The organism is Variovorax sp. PBL-E5, from assembly GCF_901827185.1.
In the GTDB taxonomy this organism is placed as follows: Bacteria; Pseudomonadota; Gammaproteobacteria; order Burkholderiales; family Burkholderiaceae_C; genus Variovorax.
Genome location: NZ_LR594671.1, coordinates 293,268 through 310,986, shown reverse-complemented (window position 1 = coordinate 310,986; position 17,719 = coordinate 293,268). Strand labels below are relative to the sequence as shown.

The 17,719-nt window shown below is 68.6% G+C and carries 17 protein-coding genes; 9 read left to right on the top strand and 8 right to left on the bottom strand.

Going from position 1 to position 17,719, the window contains the following annotated elements; genetic code table 11:
• Positions 1-178: 178 nt before the first annotated feature.
• The 4 genes from mrdA to WDLP6_RS01485 all read right to left on the bottom strand — a co-directional run bounded on the left by mrdA (position 179) and on the right by WDLP6_RS01485 (position 4,900).
• Positions 179-2,143 (bottom strand): penicillin-binding protein 2, encoded by a 1,965-nt coding sequence (gene mrdA, locus WDLP6_RS01500; RefSeq protein WP_162590922.1) that lies wholly within the window; start codon positions 2,141-2,143, stop codon positions 179-181.
• Between the two features lie 54 nt (positions 2,144-2,197).
• Positions 2,198-2,719, bottom strand: a complete 522-nt coding sequence (gene mreD / locus WDLP6_RS01495; RefSeq protein ID WP_162565418.1) for a rod shape-determining protein MreD — start codon at positions 2,717-2,719, stop codon at positions 2,198-2,200.
• Positions 2,716-3,705 carry a rod shape-determining protein MreC gene (mreC, locus tag WDLP6_RS01490; protein WP_162590921.1) on the bottom strand — a complete coding sequence of 330 codons (990 nt, stop codon included), beginning with the start codon at positions 3,703-3,705 and terminating at the stop codon, positions 2,716-2,718. Before mreC ends, mreD begins: the two co-directional genes overlap by 4 nt.
• 151 nt (positions 3,706-3,856) lie before the next feature.
• Complete coding sequence (locus WDLP6_RS01485; RefSeq protein WP_162565416.1) at positions 3,857-4,900, bottom strand: rod shape-determining protein; 1,044 nt, start codon at positions 4,898-4,900, stop codon at positions 3,857-3,859.
• Between the two features lie 227 nt (positions 4,901-5,127).
• Between WDLP6_RS01485 and gatC the strand changes: the two genes are divergently transcribed.
• Genes gatC through gatB form a run of 3 tightly spaced genes read left to right on the top strand, consistent with a single transcriptional unit; the run spans position 5,128 to position 8,404 of the window.
• Positions 5,128-5,427 carry an Asp-tRNA(Asn)/Glu-tRNA(Gln) amidotransferase subunit GatC gene (gatC, locus tag WDLP6_RS01480; RefSeq protein WP_162565415.1) on the top strand — a complete coding sequence of 100 codons (300 nt, stop codon included), beginning with the start codon at positions 5,128-5,130 and terminating at the stop codon, positions 5,425-5,427.
• Positions 5,424-6,917: an Asp-tRNA(Asn)/Glu-tRNA(Gln) amidotransferase subunit GatA gene (gene gatA / locus WDLP6_RS01475; protein WP_162590920.1), complete on the top strand. Its 1,494-nt coding sequence runs from the start codon at positions 5,424-5,426 to the stop codon at positions 6,915-6,917. The genes gatC and gatA overlap by 4 nt, the downstream gene beginning before the upstream one ends.
• A complete protein-coding gene (gatB, locus tag WDLP6_RS01470) occupies positions 6,914-8,404 on the top strand; it encodes an Asp-tRNA(Asn)/Glu-tRNA(Gln) amidotransferase subunit GatB (protein WP_162590919.1) in 1,491 nt (496 codons plus the stop codon). Before gatA ends, gatB begins: the two co-directional genes overlap by 4 nt.
• Before the next feature lie 38 nt (positions 8,405-8,442).
• Here gatB and WDLP6_RS01465 read toward each other — a convergent pair whose 3' ends face one another.
• Both WDLP6_RS01465 and pyrE read right to left on the bottom strand, forming a co-directional pair.
• Complete coding sequence (locus WDLP6_RS01465) at positions 8,443-9,114, bottom strand: DUF4124 domain-containing protein (protein ID WP_232076934.1); 672 nt, start codon at positions 9,112-9,114, stop codon at positions 8,443-8,445.
• A gap of 25 nt (positions 9,115-9,139) precedes the next feature.
• Complete coding sequence (pyrE, locus tag WDLP6_RS01460; RefSeq protein WP_162590917.1) at positions 9,140-9,841, bottom strand: orotate phosphoribosyltransferase; 702 nt, start codon at positions 9,839-9,841, stop codon at positions 9,140-9,142.
• 13 nt (positions 9,842-9,854) lie between these two features.
• On the opposite strand from pyrE, the gene WDLP6_RS01455 reads away from it, so the two are divergent.
• On the top strand, positions 9,855-10,658 hold the full coding sequence (locus tag WDLP6_RS01455; protein ID WP_162590916.1) for an exodeoxyribonuclease III: 804 nt from the start codon (positions 9,855-9,857) through the stop codon (positions 10,656-10,658).
• Here WDLP6_RS01455 and WDLP6_RS01450 read toward each other — a convergent pair.
• Complete coding sequence (locus WDLP6_RS01450) at positions 10,640-11,785, bottom strand: flavin-containing monooxygenase (RefSeq protein WP_162590915.1); 1,146 nt, start codon at positions 11,783-11,785, stop codon at positions 10,640-10,642. The two genes, WDLP6_RS01455 and WDLP6_RS01450, sit on opposite strands and share 19 nt — an antisense overlap.
• A gap of 88 nt (positions 11,786-11,873) precedes the next feature.
• On the opposite strand from WDLP6_RS01450, the gene WDLP6_RS01445 reads away from it, so the two are divergent.
• Both WDLP6_RS01445 and WDLP6_RS01440 read left to right on the top strand, forming a co-directional pair.
• The gene (locus WDLP6_RS01445; RefSeq protein ID WP_162590914.1) at positions 11,874-12,335 is read left to right on the top strand and encodes a GNAT family N-acetyltransferase; all 462 of its coding nucleotides are present in this window, start codon (positions 11,874-11,876) and stop codon (positions 12,333-12,335) included.
• 223 nt (positions 12,336-12,558) lie between these two features.
• Positions 12,559-13,014, top strand: a complete 456-nt coding sequence (locus WDLP6_RS01440) for a hypothetical protein (protein WP_162590913.1) — start codon at positions 12,559-12,561, stop codon at positions 13,012-13,014.
• Here the strand turns inward: WDLP6_RS01440 and WDLP6_RS01435 are convergent.
• A complete protein-coding gene (locus WDLP6_RS01435) occupies positions 12,986-13,891 on the bottom strand; it encodes a LysR family transcriptional regulator (protein ID WP_162590912.1) in 906 nt (301 codons plus the stop codon). The two genes, WDLP6_RS01440 and WDLP6_RS01435, sit on opposite strands and share 29 nt — an antisense overlap.
• A gap of 110 nt (positions 13,892-14,001) precedes the next feature.
• Between WDLP6_RS01435 and WDLP6_RS01430 the strand changes: the two genes are divergently transcribed.
• The 3 genes from WDLP6_RS01430 to WDLP6_RS01420 are packed head-to-tail and all read left to right on the top strand — an operon-like array spanning position 14,002 to position 17,715.
• Entirely contained in the window at positions 14,002-15,261 is a 1,260-nt protein-coding gene (locus WDLP6_RS01430) for a flavin-dependent oxidoreductase (RefSeq protein ID WP_162590911.1), read from the top strand.
• Positions 15,262-15,307: 46 nt separating this feature from the next.
• Positions 15,308-16,270: a tripartite tricarboxylate transporter substrate binding protein gene (locus tag WDLP6_RS01425; RefSeq protein ID WP_162565404.1), complete on the top strand. Its 963-nt coding sequence runs from the start codon at positions 15,308-15,310 to the stop codon at positions 16,268-16,270.
• A gap of 5 nt (positions 16,271-16,275) precedes the next feature.
• The gene (locus WDLP6_RS01420) at positions 16,276-17,715 is read left to right on the top strand and encodes an alpha/beta hydrolase (RefSeq protein WP_162590910.1); all 1,440 of its coding nucleotides are present in this window, start codon (positions 16,276-16,278) and stop codon (positions 17,713-17,715) included.
• The last annotated feature ends 4 nt before the right edge of the window (positions 17,716-17,719 follow it).

Sequence of the window (17,719 nt, the reverse complement as noted above, 5' to 3'; positions counted from 1 at the left end):
CGCGGTGCACCGCCTAAAGTCGCGCCACTCGCAAACGGGCCAGCCCGCTGCGCGGGGGACCGAGGAGACATCTTTCGGAGAATCAGAACAATATCCAGACAAGGCATCCGCACGAGATGCCGTTTTTTTGAACAAGGCGCCGCCGGTCGGCGCCTTTTCTTTTTTGCGCCGCCCGCTTTCAGGGGGACGGCGGCGCGGGCGGCGCAGGCCATGCGACCTCGCTCGCCACCAGCGGCTTGCCGATCGGCGCGGTCGCCTTGCCGGCCCGGACGGCCGCCATGTCGGCATCGTTCGGATACTGGTTCATCAGCCAGTAGTCGAACACGCGGCGCGCGATCGGGGCGGCGGCACCCGCGCCCCAGCCGGCGTTCTCGACGATCAGCGCCACCGCGATCTTCGGATCGCTGGCCGGCGCGAAGGCCATGAAGAGCGCGTGGTCGCGCTGGTGCTCCTCGAGGGCGTGCGCGTTGTACTTGGTATTGGCCGCCTGTGTCACGGCCTGCGCCGTTCCGGTCTTGCCCGCCGCCTGGTAGCCGGCACCGGCGAACACGGCGCGTGCGGTGCCGCCGGTGACCACGGCTACCAGCCCATCGCGCACCACGCCGACGTTGGCCGGCGTGAAGCCCAGGTTCTCTGCAGGGGGCTGCGCGACCGGCTTCACCTCGCCGCTGACCGTGTCGCGCGTGGCGAGCACGAGGTGCGGACGGTGCTTGATGCCACCCTCGGCCAGGATCGAGGTGGCCTGCGCGAGCTGCAGCATCGTGAAGGCGTTGTAGCCCTGACCGATGCCCAGCGAGATGGTCTCGCCCGCATACCACTTCTGCTGCTCGGGCCGCTTGTAGGCATTGCGCTTCCACTCGGTGCTCGGCAGCACGCCGCGCAGCTCGCCGCCGAGGTCGATGCCGGTGATCTGGCCGAAGCCCAGCGGCTTCATGAAGTCGTGGATCATGTCCACGCCCATCTCGTTGGCCAGCGAGTAGAAGTAGATGTTGCTCGACAGCTGGATCGCGCGCCGCATGTCGACACCGCCCAGGTTGCCCTCGGGGCTGCCGAAGCGATGGCCACCGAAGTTGAAGTAGCCGGGATCGTTGACGACCACGCTCGGCCCGCGCTTGCCGGTCTGCAGCGCGGCCATCGCCATGAAGGGCTTGTAGGTGGAACCCGGCGGATAGGTGCCGCGCAGCGCGCGGTTGAGCAGCGGCTTGTCGATCGATTCGCTGAGCTCCTTCCAGCTCTCGGAATCGATGCCTTCGACGAACAGGTTGGGGTCGAAGTTCGGCTTGCTCACGAAAGCCAGCACCTCGCCGGTCTTCGGATCGATCGCGACCAGCGCGCCGCGGCGGTCGCCGTACATGTCCTCCACCAGCTTCTGCAGCTTGATGTCGAGCGAGAGCATGACCGTGTTGCCAGGCGTCGCCGGATGGCTCGCGAGCCGGCGCACCGCGCGCCCGCCGGCCGAGGTTTCCATCTGCTCGACGCCGGTCTGGCCGTGCAGGGTCTTCTCGTAGCTCTGCTCGACGCCGAGCTTGCCGATGTACTCGGTGCCCTTGTAGTTGGCCAGGTCCTCGTCATCCCAATCTTCCATGGCGGCTTTTTCCGCCTGGTTGATGCGGCCGATGTAGCCCAGCACGTGGCTGGCGGTCTCGCCGTTGGGATAGTTGCGGAACAGCCGGGCCTTGATCTCGACGCCCGGGAAGCGATAGCGCTGCGCCGCGAAGCGCGCGACCTCTTCGTCGCTCAGGCGGGTGCGGATCGGCACCGAGTCGAAGCTGCGCGAATCCTCGCGCAGCCGCTTGAAGCGGCGCCGGTCGCGCGGTGAAACTTCGATCACCTGTGCGAGGCCGTCGATGGTCGCCTCCAGGTCGTCGACCTTGGAAGGCGTGATCTCGAGCGTGTAGGCCGAATAGTTGGACGCCAGCACGATGCCGTTGCGATCGAGGATCAGGCCGCGGTTCGGCACGATCGGCACGATCGCCGTGCGGTTGCTCTCGGCCTGCTCGGCAAGATCCTCGTGGCGCGTCACCTGCAGGTAGACCAGCCGCGCGCACAGCAGACCGAAGGCCGTCAGCACCACGACACCGATCACGATCACGCGACGCTTGAAGCGCAGAAGGTCGGCAGCGACATTGCGAATCTCTGTCATGGGGGAAGAAGCTTAGGCCGCTTGAACACTCGACGCAAATCGCGCCGTCAGCACTCAGAGTGGTCGATTGGCATCCGGTTCCGGCGTGCGGCGCTGCGGCGCCAGCAGCAGCGCGCTCACCACCGGCCACAGTGCCGCCTCGATGGCGGGCGAGATCAGGATCGTCCAACCCGGAAAGATCCCGCCGCCGATCATCCGGATCGCGAGTTCGATCAGGTGCGACAGGGCGAACAGCGGCAGCACCTGGAGCGCCTGCGAGAGCACCGGAAACCACAGCAGGCGCCGATGGATCATGATCGCGAAGAAGCCGAGGGTCGTATAGGACAGCGCATGCTGGCCGAGCATGGCGGCCTGATGCACGTCCATCAGCAGGCCGAACACGAAGGCCGCGCCGATGCCGATGCGCGTCGGCTGGTGCACGCTCCAGAACACGATCACCAGCGCCAGCAGATCGGGCGTCCAGGCGGCGCGGCCGACCGGCACCATGTCGAGCAGCAGCGCGACGACGAGGCTGCCCCACATGAACACGGGGCTCAAGGGCAGCAGGAGCTGCTGCTGGCCGGGACGCATGATCATCGCGTGCGCCTTTCCTTCTTGTCGGCCCTGGCGGCCGGTTTGTCGGCCTTGGCATCCGCGCGCTCGGCCCGCTCGGCCTTCTTCCTGGCGGCCGGGGTCAGGTCGGCTGCGGCCGCCGGAGGGCGCGGCGCCACGCTGGCGGGGGCCAGCACCAGCACGTAGCGCGCCGCCGTCACGTGGGCCAGCGGCACGCAATGGATGCGCGCGAAGGCGGAATCGGCACGCCGTTCGATGCGGTCGATCTTCGCGACCGGCAGCCCCGCCGGGTAGACGCCGTCGACGCCACTGGTGGCGAGGATGTCGCCTTCCTGCAGGTCGGCATTGGCCGCCATGAAGCGCAGCTCCAGCCCGCCGCCATGCGCACTGGCATCGCCGAAGGCCACGCTGCGCGCGCCGGTGCGCGTGTTCTGCACCGGCATCGACAGATCGCGGTCGATCACCAGCGTGATCTCGCTGGTGAAGGGCAGGACCTGGGTGACCTGGCCGATCACGCCGTATTCGTCGATCACCGGCGAGCCGGCGGCGATGCCGTTGGTCATCCCCTGGTCGATCACCACCTTGCGCGTATAAGGATCGGCGGTGTCGTAGAGCACCTCGGCGGCCCGGCCGGGCGTCTGCGTGGTCTGGCGCAGTTCGAGCAGCGAGCGCAGCCGCGCGTTTTCCTGCGCCAGCGTGTCGGCCTGGCTCGCGCGCTCGGACTGCAGCGCCAGCGCCTTGCGCGCCTGCGCCTCGTTGTTCTGCGCGGCCTGCAAGTCTTCGAGGTAGCGCCCGCCGCCCACCATCAGCTGCACCGGCTTGAGCGCCAGCCACTGGATCGGATAGAGCACCGCCCCGATCCCCGCACGCAGCGGCTGCACGATGTTGAAGCGCGCATCGGCCACCATCAGGAACAGCGCCAGCGCGCTGAAGAAGATCAGCTTGCTGAGCGCCGACGGCCCCTGGTTGAACAGGGGCGGGGCAGTGCGATCAAGAGTGCCGAGCGGCATGATGCTTTATGCCACGAGAGTCGCCGAGAAGGCAGCGCTATTTATTGGTATGTTCGGGAGGTGCCGCGGAACCGGCTCCGCCGGTCCGCAGGCGCCGCCCCCGGCAGGGGGAAGGCGCAGCGACACGAAGTGCGCGAAGCCTGGGGGCGAGCTACTCACTCGTGAAAATGCTGCCGAGACGGTCCATGCGTTCGAGCGCGATGCCGCAGCCGCGCACCACGCAGGTCAGCGGGTCTTCGGCCACCAGCACCGGCAGGCCGGTTTCCTCGGCCAGGAGGCGGTCGAGGTCGCGCAGCAGCGCGCCGCCGCCGGTCAGCATCATCCCGCGCTCGGCGATGTCGGCGCCCAGCTCGGGCGGCGTCTGCTCGAGCGCGTTCTTGACCGCCGAGACGATGTTGTTGAGCGGATCGGTCAGCGCTTCCAGCACCTCGTTGCTGCTGATGGTGAAGCTGCGCGGCACGCCTTCGCTGAGGTTGCGGCCCTTGACTTCCATTTCCTTCACCTCGGAGCCCGGAAAGGCCGAGCCGATGGTCTTCTTGATCACTTCGGCCGTCGGCTCGCCGATCAGCATGCCGTAGTTGCGGCGGATGTAGTTGATGATGGCCTCGTCGAAGCGGTCGCCGCCGACACGCACGCTGCCCTTGTAGACCATGCCGCCGAGCGAGATCACGCCGACCTCGGTGGTGCCGCCGCCGATGTCGACCACCATCGAGCCGCTGGCCTCCGACACCGGCAGGCCGGCGCCGATCGCCGCGGCCATGGGTTCCTCGATCAGGTAGACCGAGGTGGCGCCGGCAGCCTCGGCCGCGTCCTTGATGGCGCGGCGCTCGACCTGGGTCGAGCCGCAGGGCACGCAGATGATGATGCGCGGGCTCGGCGTGAGCAGCGAGCGCGGATGGACCATCTTGATGAACTGCTTGATCATCTGCTCGGTGATCACGAAATCGGCGATCACGCCGTCCTTCATGGGACGGATCGCCTCGATGTTGCCGGGCACCTTGCCGAGCATGGCCTTGGCTTCGCGGCCCACGGCCTGGATCACCTTCTTGCCGTGCGGGCCGCCTTCGTGGCGGATGGCGACGACCGAAGGCTCGTCCAGGACGATGCCCTTGTTGCGCGCGAAGATCAGGGTGTTCGCGGTGCCGAGGTCGATCGCGAGGTCGGTAGAGAAGTACCGACGGAAAGCTCCAAACATGGTGGAATCCTCTGGAGCACGGCATGCGCGTCGGCATGTCGTCGCCCTCTTGCTGGGTCGTTTGACGGGGTGGTTTGAAACGTTTTTGCGGCAAAGGCCGCCGCGTTCGCGGGGGTTGCGGCAAAGGCGGGATAATACCCGAATCCCCCTGTCGCTCCAGTGTTCGGTGCACCTCTTTATGGGGTCTGTCGTACTGTTGTACGCCGTTCGTTCTCTCGTTTTTTTCGATGTCCCTCACTTCTTCCGATATTGCGCGCATCGCCTCGCTCGCCCGGTTGCAGCTTGCACCCGAGGAGAGCGAACGCATGCGCGGCCAGATCAATGGCTTCTTCGACCTGGTCGAGCAGATGCGGGCGGTCGACACCGCCGGCATCGAACCGCTGGCCCATCCGGTCGCCGCGGTCCAGGACGTGACGCTGCGCCTGGCCGACGACGTGGTGAGCGAGCCGGACAACCGTGAAGCCAATCAGCGCAGCGCGCCGGCGGTCGAGAACGGGCTGTTCCTGGTGCCGAAGGTGATCGAATGAGCGCAGCGTTGCATCAATTGGGCGTGGCGGGGCTGGCCACGGCGCTGCGCGAACGCAAAGTCTCGGCGGTCGAGGCCGCACAGCACCACCTGGCCCGCATCCGCCGCCATCAGGACCTGGGTGCCTTCGTCGCCATCGACGAAGACCTCACGCTGGCCCGGGCCCGCGCGGCCGACGCACAGCTCGCCGCCGGCAACGCGCCGGCCCTGGCCGGCGTGCCGATCGCCCACAAGGACATCTTCGTCACCACTGATTTCCCGACCACCGCAGGGTCGCGCATCCTGGCCGGCTACCGCTCGCCCTTCGACGCCACCGTGGTACGCCGGCTGGCCGAGGCCGGCGCCGTGACGCTGGGCAAGCTCAGCTGCGACGAATTCGCGATGGGCTCGGCCAACGAGAACGTCGCCGTGCCCGCCGTCGGCTTCGAGCGCGCGGTGCCGGTGCGCAATCCCTGGGACCCGCGGCGCATTCCGGGCGGCTCCTCGGGCGGCAGCGCCGCCGTGGTCGCCGCGCGCCTCGCGCCAGCCGCGACCGGCACCGACACCGGCGGCTCGATCCGCCAACCGGCCTCCTTCTGCGGCGTGACCGGCATCAAGCCGACCTACGGGCGCGCCTCGCGCTACGGCATGGTCGCGTTCGCCTCCAGTCTCGACCAGGCCGGGCCGATGGCACGCTCCGCCGAGGACTGCGCCCTGCTGCTGTCCGCGATGTGCGGCCCGGACCCGGACCGCGACTCGACCTCGCTGGACCGGCCGGCCGAAGACTTCTCACGCGCATTGGACGGTTCGATCGAAGGCCTTCGCATCGGCGTGCCGACCGAGTTCCTCGGCGAGGGCGTGGCCCCGGGCGTGCGCGCCGCCATCGAGGCCGCGCTGGCCGAGTACGAAAAGCTGGGCGCCCGGCGCGTCGAGATCACACTGCCGCGCACCGAGCTCTCGATCCCCGTCTACTACATCATTGCGGCGGCCGAGGCCTCGAGCAACCTGAGCCGCTTCGACGGCGTCAAGTTCGGCCACCGGGCGCGGGATTACCGCGACCTCGCCGACATGTACGGCAAGACCCGCGAGGAAGGCTTTGGCGACGAGGTCAAGCGCCGCATCATGATCGGCACCTATGTGCTTTCGCACGGCTACTACGACGCCTACTACCTGCAGGCGCAGAAGGTGCGCCGCATGATCGCCGACGATTTCCAGCAGGCCTTCGCGCAATGCGACCTGATCGCCGGCCCGGCCGTGCCGAGCGTCGCCTGGAAGCTCGGCGAACACGGCGACGATCCGGTGGCCGACTACCTGGCCGACATCTTCACGCTGCCCGCCTCGCTCGCCGGCCTGCCCGGCATGAGCGTGCCGGCCGGCTTCGACGGCGGCATGCCGGTGGGCCTGCAGCTCATCGGCAACTACTGCGGCGAGTCGAGGCTGCTGAATGCGGCGCACCGCTTCCAGCAGGCCACCGACTGGCACCTGCGCACGCCCGGAGGCTTCGAGCAATGAGCACGACCACCACCTCCTTCGAACAGATGCAGGAAGGGCGCCCGACCGGCCCGCTGGTGCAGGGCTATGAAGTCATCATCGGCTTCGAGACGCACGCCCAGCTGTCCACCGCATCGAAGATCTTCAGCCGCGCCTCCACCGCGTTCGGCGCCGCGCCCAACACGCAGGCCTGCGCCGTGGACCTCGCGCTGCCCGGCACGCTGCCGGTGATGAACAGGGGCGCCGTCGAGCGCGCCATCCGCCTGGGCCTCGCGCTCGGCTCGACGATCGCGCCGCGCAGCGTCTTCGCGCGCAAGAACTACTTCTACCCCGACCTGCCCAAGGGCTACCAGATCAGCCAGTTCGAGATCCCGGTCGTGCAGGGCGGCACGGTGAGCTTCTTCCTCGGCGACGAGCCCAAGACCGTGCGCCTGGTGCGTGCGCACCTCGAGGAAGACGCGGGCAAGTCGCTGCACGAGGACTTCGTCGGCCAATCGGGCATCGACCTGAACCGCGCCGGCACGCCGCTGCTCGAGATCGTGACCGAGCCCGACATGCGCTCCACCGCCGAGGCCGTGGCCTATGCGCGCGAGCTGCACAAGATCGTGACCTGGATCGGCATCTGCGACGGCAACATGCAGGAAGGGAGCTTTCGCTGCGACGCCAACGTGTCGGTGCGCAGGCCCGGCGCGCCGCTGGGCACGCGGCGCGAGATCAAGAACCTCAACAGCTTCAAGTTCATGCAGCAGGCGATCGACTACGAGATCCGCTGGCAGATCGAGGAGATCGAGGAAGGCCGCGCCATCCAGCAGGCCACCGTGCTGTTCGACCCCGACAGCGGCGAGACGCGTGCGATGCGCACCAAGGAAGACGCGGCCGATTACCGCTACTTCCCCGATCCCGACCTGCCGCCGCTGGCGATCGCCGCCGAATGGATCGAGCGCGTGCGCGCCGCGATGCCCGAGCTGCCACGCGCGATGGCCGAGCGCTATGTGCGCGACCACGGACTGTCGGCCTACGACGCCGCGCAGCTCACGCAGAGCCCGGCCTTCGCGCACTACTTCCAGAGCGCTGTGGCGGCCGGCGCCCATGCCAAGCTCGCCAGCAACTGGATCACCGGCGAGATCGCGCGCCGGCTCAACCAGCAGGACATGGCGATCGATGCCGCGCCGGTGACGGCCGCGCAGCTGGCCGCGCTGATCGGGCGCATCGGCGACGGCACGGTCTCGAACAATGCCGCACGCCAGGTCTTCGATGCGCTCTGGACCGGCGAAGGCCGGGACGTCGACGCACTCATCGAAGCCAAGGGCCTGAAGCAGATGAGTGACACCGCCGCACTCGAGAAGATCGTCGACGGCGTTCTGGCCACGAACCAGAAGAACATCGACGAATACCGCGCCGGCAAGGACAAGGCCTTCAACGCACTGGTCGGCCAAGTGATGAAGGCCAGCCAGGGCAAGGCCAATCCCGCGCAGGTCAATGCGCTGCTGAAAGCACGGCTGGGCTGAACGAAGCGGCCCGTCGGCAGCCGCGCGGCGGGCCCGGCTCAGCGCGCGGCCGAGCCCGTCGCGGTCGCCCACAAGGGCCGAAGGCGCGCGCGCTCCTCGTCGAAGCGGTTATTGACCCGCTTCTTCTCCTCCATCTGGTCGCTGATGAAGTGGTTCTGCACCGCGGCGCTCTTTGCGTTGTCGTCGGCCTTGCGGCGCAGCGAATCGGGTGCCTTGGTCGGGTCCTTCTTGTAGAACTCGAGCTCGTCGTCGATCGACTTGCGCTCGTCGGACAGCTCGCCCAGGCGCTTCTGCGCCGCCTGGATCACCGCGTCGATCTGGACCAGCGCCTCGGCGCGCTCGCGGTCATGCGCCGCCGGGTTGGGGTAGCGCATCAGCAAGGCGCGCTCGCGGCGTCGCTCCTCGACCTGCCGCGAGGCCGCGAGCGCCGCCTGGCGCGCAGCCTCGTCGCGCTCGGCCTGCTCGCGCGCCGTGTAGGTGGGTTCGATCTTGCGGCGCACGGTGCCGCTGGGGCCGAGTTCGCGCTGCTCGCGGTCGTTGCAGTCCGCGATCGGTCGGTCGGCCGTGATGGTGCGGCCCCGCGCATCGGTGCAGGTGTAGATGCCGGCAGCCGGTGGGGCGCCGGGAGCCGGCGCCTTTTGTGCGTGGGCCGTGCCGGCTGCGGCCAACAGCAAGGCCCATGATGCGATGAATGCTCGGGTGCGCGCCAACGTCCGCCTCCAGACAGGGGTTGAATCAAGCGACGCCGTAGCGCGCCCTGTAAGCCAATACTCCCTGCCGGTGGGCGCCCAGTTCGCTGTCTGCGCGGCCCGAGAGGTACTGTAGCAAGTCATCGAGCGTGGCGATCGCGATCACCTCGAGTCCCAGCCGATTTCGTACATATTGCACGGCGCTGTGGGCCACATCGATGCCATCTTCCGTCGCCTTCTCCTGTCGGTCGAGGGCGATCGCGACCGCATGCGGCGTGGCGCCGGCACTGCGGATGGCGGCGATCGACTCGCGCACGGCGGTGCCGGCCGACATCACGTCGTCGACGATCAGCACGCGGCCCCGCAGCGGCGCGCCGACCAGCGTGCCGCCCTCGCCGTGGTCCTTGGCTTCCTTGCGGTTGTAGGCGAAGGGCACGTTGCGGCCGCGCCGGGCGAGCTCGGCGACCAAGGTCGCGCCCAGCGGAATGCCCTTGTAGGCCGGGCCGAAGATCATATCGAATTCGAGGCCGCTGGCGATCAGCCGGTCTGCATAGAATCCAGCCAGCCGCGCAAGCTTGGCGCCGTCGTCGAACAGGCCCGCGTTGAAGAAATAGGGGCTCATGCGGCCGGCCTTGGTCTTGAACTCGCCGAAGCGCAGCACCCCCGACTCCAGCGCGAACTGCACGAATTCCTGCGCCAACGCGCCGCCTGCGTCCTGCCCTTCAACTCCGGAAACCGCCTCAGTCATCGGAAATATCCTCGTGTTCAAACTGACCAGCCTCAACCTCAATGGCCTGCGCTCGGCCGCCACCAAGGGCGTCGCCGACTGGGTGGCCGAACTCGCGCCGGATTGTATTTGCATGCAGGAGATCCGCGTCCAGGCGAGCGACATCGAAGGCCGCTTCGAGGAGATGGCGGAGCTGAAAGGCCACTTCCATTTCGCCGAGAAGAAAGGCTATGCCGGCACCGCGATCTACACGAAGCACGCGCCCAGCAAGGTCGTGGTGGGTTGGGGCGATCCGGAATTCGATGCCGAGGGCCGCTACCTCGAGCTGCGCTTCGACACGCCCCAACGCAAGCGCTCCATCATCAGCTGCTACTTTCCGAGCGGCTCCTCGGGCGAGGAGCGGCAGGCTGCGAAATTCCGCTTCCTCAAGGGCTTCTTTCCGCACCTGGTCGCACTCAAGCGCGAGCGCGACTTCATCCTCTGCGGCGACATCAACATCGCGCACCGGGAGATCGACCTCAAGAACTGGCGCAGCAACCAGAAGAACAGCGGCTTCCTGCCCGAGGAACGCGCCTGGATGACGAACCTGCTCGACACCGGCGCCGAGGGTGCCGGCCTGGTCGACGTGTACCGCATGCTCAAGCCCGACACCAGCGACGAGGCCTACACCTGGTGGAGCAACCGCGGCCAGGCCTATGCGAAGAACGTGGGGTGGCGGCTGGACTATCACCTCGCGACGCCGGCGCTGGCGAAGCTCGCGCGCGACGAGCAGATCTTCAAGACGCTCAAGTTCAGCGATCACGCGCCGATCACGGTGGATTACGACTTCACGCTCTGAGGCCTGCCCGCGTACGCAGCGAGCGCGCGGGCGACCCGCCGCGCCTCGATCGCGATCTCGCGCAACGCGCCGGTCGGCGGATTCCTGAACCCGACGAAGAACAAACCCGGGATCGCGCTCTCGGCGCCGAAGCGATCGGGCCGGCCGTGCCCATCGGCGATCGCATCGAAGCCCTCGACGATGCGCTGCAATCCTGGCGTATAGCCGGTGGCCAGCACGATGGCCTCGAACGGATGCACGGCACCGTCCGCGAAACGCCCGCCATCGGCAAGCACCTCGTCGACCGCGGGCAACACGCGGATCCTGCCGGCCTTGATCATCGCGATCGTCCCGATGTCGAGGAGGGGTATGCGCCCCGATGCCTCGATCATCCGGTTGAGCCCGGTGCGCGGCCGGACGATGCCCCATCGCGACAGATCGCCGACGGCCATGCGCATCACCGCGGCGACGATCGCGTCGCGCAGGCCCAGCGGCAGCACCGACAGCAGCACGCCGATCTGCTGCGTCGACACGCCGAGCAGATCGCGCGGCACGACGTGCACCGGCCCGCGCACCACCATCGCCACCTCGACGCCCTGCTCCGCGAGGTCGAGCGCGATCTCCGCGCCCGAGTTGCCGCAGCCGACGACCAGCGTGCGCTTGCCGATGAAGGGCGATGGATTTCGATAGGCCGCTGCGTGCATCACGCTGCCCTCGAAGCGCTCGAGGCCGCGCAGCGCAGGCCGGTTCGCGATCGCATTGGAACCGGTCGCGATGACGACGAAGCGAGGCGACAACGCGCCATCGCTGGTGTCGATCGCAAAGCGTTCCCCCCGGCGCCGGATGCGGCGCACCTCGATACCGAAGCGCGGCGCGATCGCGTGCTGCGACGCATAGCGCGCCAGATAGCCGACCACCTGCTTGCGCGAGGGATAGCGCGGCGCATCGGCCGGCCATGGCGCGAACGGCAGGCCCGAACTCCCCTTGGCCGTATGCAGATGAAGGCGGTCGTAGTGGCGGCGCCAGGCAAAGCCTACGTCGGCCTCGCGCTCCAGCACGCGATGGACGAGCCCTTGCGCGCGCAGGCACGCGGAAACCGCCAGCCCGGCCGGCCCGGCACCCACCACCACGATGTCCTCGTCGCTCATCCGGGTTGCCTCCACGATGCCGATCTTAGTGAGGGATCGGCACCTTGCCGCGCCGCGCTATCCTGCGGATTTTCCAAGGCAGCCACGCATGAATGACCCTGTCCTTGTCCGATCCGTCGCCGAAGACGACTACCCGGCCTGGAAGACGCTCTGGGACGGCTACAACACTTTCTATGGCCGGCATGGCGACACCGCCTTGCCGGCCGCGGTGACGGCCATGACCTGGTCGCGCTTCTTCGATGCCTACGAGCCGGTGCATGCGCTCGTCGCGGAACGCGGTGGCGCGCTGGTGGGCCTGGCGCATTTTCTTTTTCATCGCAGCACGACGCAGATCGGCCCGAGCTGCTATCTGCAGGACTTGTTCACCACGGCGGCCGCACGCGGCCAGGGCGTCGGCCGCGCGCTCATCGAGGCGGTCTATCGGCGCGCGCAGACCGCGGGCGCCCCGCGCGTCTACTGGCAGACGCAGGAGACCAACACGGCGGCGATGAAGCTCTACGACAAGGTGGCCGACCGATCAGGCTTCGTCGTCTACCGGAAGATGCTCTGAGCACGGCGCCGAAGTCCCGAAGCAAAAGGCACGCATGACCACCATCCTTTCGCACTCTTCAGGTTGCGCCTGAGTCACGAGGGCGCCGTGGCCCATGCGCCCGCAACGCTCTTCCTGAAGGCCGCAGCTCGGCGATCGGCTCTCGCCCGAGCGCCGCGACTTCCATGCGCGATGGCTCGACGCCATGCCGCGCCCGATGGCGTGCTACCACACGCATCGGCACATGACCATCGTCCAGGGCGATGCGCATGTCTGGAACTGCTTCCTGCCGAAGGCCGGCAGCGCCGACGATACGCGTCTGTTCGATTGGGGCGCCTGGCGCATCGACGTCGGATCGGACGACCTCGCCTGCATGATGGCGGTCCACTGGTATCCCGATCTGCGGCGCCGGTTCGAGCAGCGCCTGATGGACTGCTGCCACGACGAGCTGCTGGCGCGCGGCGTGCGCGGCTACGACCGCCGCGCGCTGCACGAAGACTACCGCCTGTCGGTGCTGTGGCAGACCACGACACCGATCCACCAGCAGGCGATCGACATTCCTTCGGTGATCTGGTGGAACAACTTCGAGCGCGTCCATCTCGCGGCCGAGGATCTGGGCTGCCGCGAACTGCTCGCCGGTTGGCGGACAGCCGGCGCGCAACGCCAGAAGCTCATCGCGAGAGCGCCGGCAGCGCCTTGACCAGCGTTGCGGCAAAGGCCTGCATGGCCTCGGTCTCGTGCGTGCCGCGCCGGGTGATGCGATAGAAGTCCATGCCCACCTTCGGCTTCATCAGCACGTCGGTGCGCACCCGATGGCGCCGGCAGGCGGCGAGCGCGAAGGTCGGCATCACCGCGGTGCCGAAGCCGGCTTCGACCATCGAGATCAGCGTGCCGAAGAAGTTGAAGGCCGGCCGCTGGGCGTCCGCGCGGCCGATGGTCGCCAGGTGCTGGTCGATGACCTTCTGGATCGGATTGCTCTGCGGCAGCCCCAGCAGTGGCGCCGCGCGCAGCGAGGCCCAGGGCACGCTGCCGGTGGACGCCGGCGCCTGCTGCGTCTCGGCGGGTGCCACGCGCATCAGATGGAAGCGGCCGACCGGCGTGCGCTCCAGCCCCGGTGCGGCCTTGAAGAAGAAGCCCAGGCCCATGTCGGCCTCGCCGGCCGTCACCATCGCCTCCACGTCGCGCAGGTCGGCATCGAAGAGCTTGACGCTGACCGTCGGATGGCTCTCGCGGAAGCGATGGAAGACCTGCGGCAGCAGATGGGACGAGACCAGCGGCGTGGCCGCGACACGCAAGGTCTGGCGCGCTTCGTCGCCCTCGATGCCGAGGTGCGCCGTGACATCGTCGAGGTCGGTCACGACGCGCTCCACCACCGGCAGCAGCCGCCGGCCCGCCGCGGTGAGCACGACCATGCGCGTGGTGCGGTCGAACAGCCGGCAGCCGAGCTGGCGCTCCATCTCGCGCACCAGCGTGCTCAGGCCGGCCTGCGTCATGTGGGCCTGCTCGGCGGCACGCGTGAAGTTGCCGATGTGCGCGACATGCAGGAAGGCGCGCATCTGGCGGATCGACAGATTCATACGGCTTCATGATAAATCCATACGACATCTAAATTTCCCAAATGACCACGGCACCGGTCTAATCCCATCCACCGGAAACGCCGGGGCCTGCCGAACGGCGAGACAAAGACATGAGCGAAAACACCGAAGTCATCGTGCTGGGCGCCGGCATCGGCGGACTGACCCTGGCGCTGAGCCTGCACCAGGCGGGCATCGCCTGCCGCGTCTACGAGGCAGTCGCCGAACTCAGGCCGCTGGGCGTGGGCATCAACCTGCTGCCGCATGCGACGCGCGAGCTGAGCGAACTGGGCCTGTTGCCCGCGCTCGATGCGATCGGCGTGCGCACGCAGGAATCGGTGTTCTTCAATTCCCACGGCCAGCTGGTGTTCCGCGAAGCCGCCGGCATCGCGGCCGGCTACGACTGGCCGCAGTACTCGATCCACCGCGGTGACCTGCATGCCGTGCTGCTCGCCGCAACGCTGGAGCGCCTGGGGCCCGGCAGCGTGGTCTGCGGCCACCGCTGCACCGGCGTCGAACAGGATGCGAGCGGCGTCACGGCCCGCTTCGCCGCACCCGGCGGCGCCGCGCTCGCGAGCGTGCGCGGCGCGGTCGCGGTGGGCTGCGACGGCATCCATTCGGCGCTGCGCCGCCAGCTCTATCCGAACGAAGGGCCACCGCGCTATTCGGGGATCAACATGTGGCGCGGCACCGCGAAGCACAAGGCCTTCCTGTCGGGCGCGAGCATGGTGCGCGCCGGCTGGCTGGACCTCGGCAAGATGGTGATCTACCCGATCCGCGACAACGTCGATGCCGAGGGCAATCAGCTGGTCAACTGGGTCGCCGAGATCCATGCGCCGCAACCCGCGCAGCAGGACTGGAGCCGGCCCGGCAAGCTCGAAGACTTCCTGCCGGCCTTCGTGGACTGGCACTTCGACTGGCTCGACGTGCCGGCGCTGATCCGCTCTTCCGATGCCATCCTCGAGTACCCGATGGTCGACCAGGAGCCGCTGCCGAAGTGGACGCATGGCCGCCTCACGCTCCTGGGCGACGCGGCGCATCCGATGGTGCCGCGCGGCTCCAACGGCGCCGGGCAGGCGATCATCGATGCGCGCTATCTCGCCGGTGCCCTGCGCCGGTTCGGCGTCGGCGCGCAGGCGCTCGAAGATTACGACGGCGTGCGCGTGAAGGCGACCACCCACGTGGTGCTGACCAACCGCAGCAATCCGCCCGACACCATCCTGCGCGAGGTGTTCGAGCGCACCGGCGGCAAGCGCTTCGACCGGCTGGACGAGATCGTGACGCAAGCGCAGTTGCAGGCGATCTCCGACAACTACAAGCGCGCCACGGGCTTCGATCCGGCCGCGCTCAAGGCCCGCGCGTCCTTCCTCTGAGTGCGAGCCATTCGACTTTCCATCCAAGAACAATGCGGAGACCTTCATGCGCCTTTTGACGAAGACCCTTGCCACGCTGCTCGTCGCGGTCAGCGCGGTAGCGGCCCATGCCTGGCCCGACCAGCCGATCACGCTGGTGGTGCCCTACACGCCGGGCACCGGCATCGACCTGGTCGCGCGCCAGCTGTCGGCGCGGCTGCCGGCGCTGCTCGGGCAGCCGGTGGTGGTGGAGAACGTGGCCGGCGCCAGCGGCAACATCGGCAGCGAGCGCGTGGCGCGTGCCAAGCCCGACGGCTACACGCTGATGGTGCAGGTCAACACGCTGGTGATGAACAAGAGCCTCTACAAGTCGCTCGCCTACGATCCGGTCAGTGACTTCACGCCCGTGACGCTGACCTCCTGGGGCACGCTGCTGCTGGTCACCAATCCGACGGTGCAGAAGGCGACGACCGTCGCGCAGATGGTGGCCGCGGCGAAGGCGCAGCCCGGCAAGCTCACCTATGCGACGCCGGGCGTCGGCACGCCGCACCACCTCTCGATGGCGCTGCTCCTGCAGAGCACCGGCGCCGAGATGCTGCACGTGCCGTACAAGGGCACCGCCGGCGCGGTGACCGACATGCTCGGCGGCCGCATCGACTACATGTTCCTGCCGGTGCACGTCGCGCTGCAGCATATCCAGGCCGGCAAGCTGCGCGCGATCGCGACCGGCAGCAGCCGGCGCCTGCCGCAGCTGCCCGAGGTGCCGACGCTGGCCGAGGCCGGCGTGAACACCGGCAACCTCGACATGTGGTACGGCGTGCTGGCGCCCAAGGGCACGCCGGCCGACATCGTCGACCGGCTCAACAAGGCGATCGCGACCGTGCTGAAGCAGCCCGAGGTCGCGACCTCCTTCGAGGCCCAGGGCATGGTGCCGGCCTCATCGACGCCGGCCGAATTCGGCGCGCTGGTCGCCAAGGACGCGCAGCGCTGGGCCGACGTGGTCAAGCGCGGCAACATCACGGCGGAGTGAGGGCGATGCCGCACCGTACCGGGCGCCCGCTCGCGCGTGCCGCCGCCGCGCTGTGCCTGGCCCTGTCGCTGGGGCTGCCGTCGATGTCTGTAGCGCAGACGCCGTCGGTCGAGAACCACTTCGTTCGCATCGCGCCGCGCGTAGCGGGTGTGCTGTACACGCCGGTCGCCGCATCGCCGCACCGGCATGTGGCGGTCGTCGTGATGCATGACAACAACGACTTCCTCGACCATCCCTCGACCGTGCAACTCGCATCGCGCGGCTTCACGGTGCTCGCGGCCAACCCGCGCTATGCGCCCGACCTCGACGACCGCGACATGGACTGGGACGCGGCACTGCTCGATCTCGCCTCGGCGGTGCGCTATGCGCGCGGCCTCGCGGGTATCGACCGCGTGGTGCTGCTCGGCCACAGTTCGGGCGCGCCGCTGGCGGCGGCCTACCAGAACATCGCCGAGAACGGCGTCAAGGCCTGCCAGGGTCCGGAGAAAATTGTCCCCTGTCCCGATGCGATGGCGGCGCTGCGCCCGGCCGATGCGCTGGTGCTGCTGGACCCGATCTTCGGGCTGGGCGCGAATGTGCTGACCTCGGTCGATCCCTCGCTGGCCGACGGCAGCACGCCGGCCGACCCGTCGCTCGACATCTATGCGCCGGCCAATGGCTTCACGGCCACGGGCGCGACCTACTCCGACGCCTTTCGCAAGCGCTTCCTGAAGGCGCAGGCCGCACGCAATGCCGTGCTCGTCGAGCGCGCGCTGCAGCAGCGCCAGGCGATCGCCGAGGGCCGCGGCGCCTTCGCCGACGACGCGCCCTTCGTGGTGCCCGGCGCCACGCGCACGCCCCGGCTGTGGCGGCCGGACCTCCATCTGCTGTCGCACACCCAGGGCAGCTACACGCTGCTGCGCGGCGATGGCACGCACAGCACCGAGGTGATCCACACGCTGCGCGTGCCGTCCGGCCTCACGCCCACGGTGGTCGCGCGCAACGATCGCGAAGCCGACCGGCCGGCCAGCGCGGCCTCGAATGCCGGCGCCGGCGCCGGCGCGGCGAGCGCACAGGCGCGCCCGCTGCTGCTCGGCGGCTCGCTCGACACCACCGTGAAGCGTTTCCTGAGCACCTTCGCCACGCGCGCCACGGCCGACTACGACATTACCGAGGATTCGGTGAGCGGCATCGACTGGAACTCTTCGTACACCAGCACGCCGGGCAATGTCGAGGGCGTCAAGGTGCCGCTGCTGGTGATGGGCATGACCGGCCACTACTGGCTGGTCTCGGCCGAGACCGCCTACCGGCATGCGGCCAGCAAGGACAAGTCGATCGCCTTCGTCGAAGGGGCGACGCACGGCTTCGCGCCCTGCCAGCCCTGCGCGAAAGCGCCGGGCCAGTTCGGCGACACCGCGGGCCGGACCTTCGCCTATGTGGCCGACTGGATCGGCGCGCATTTCTGATTCG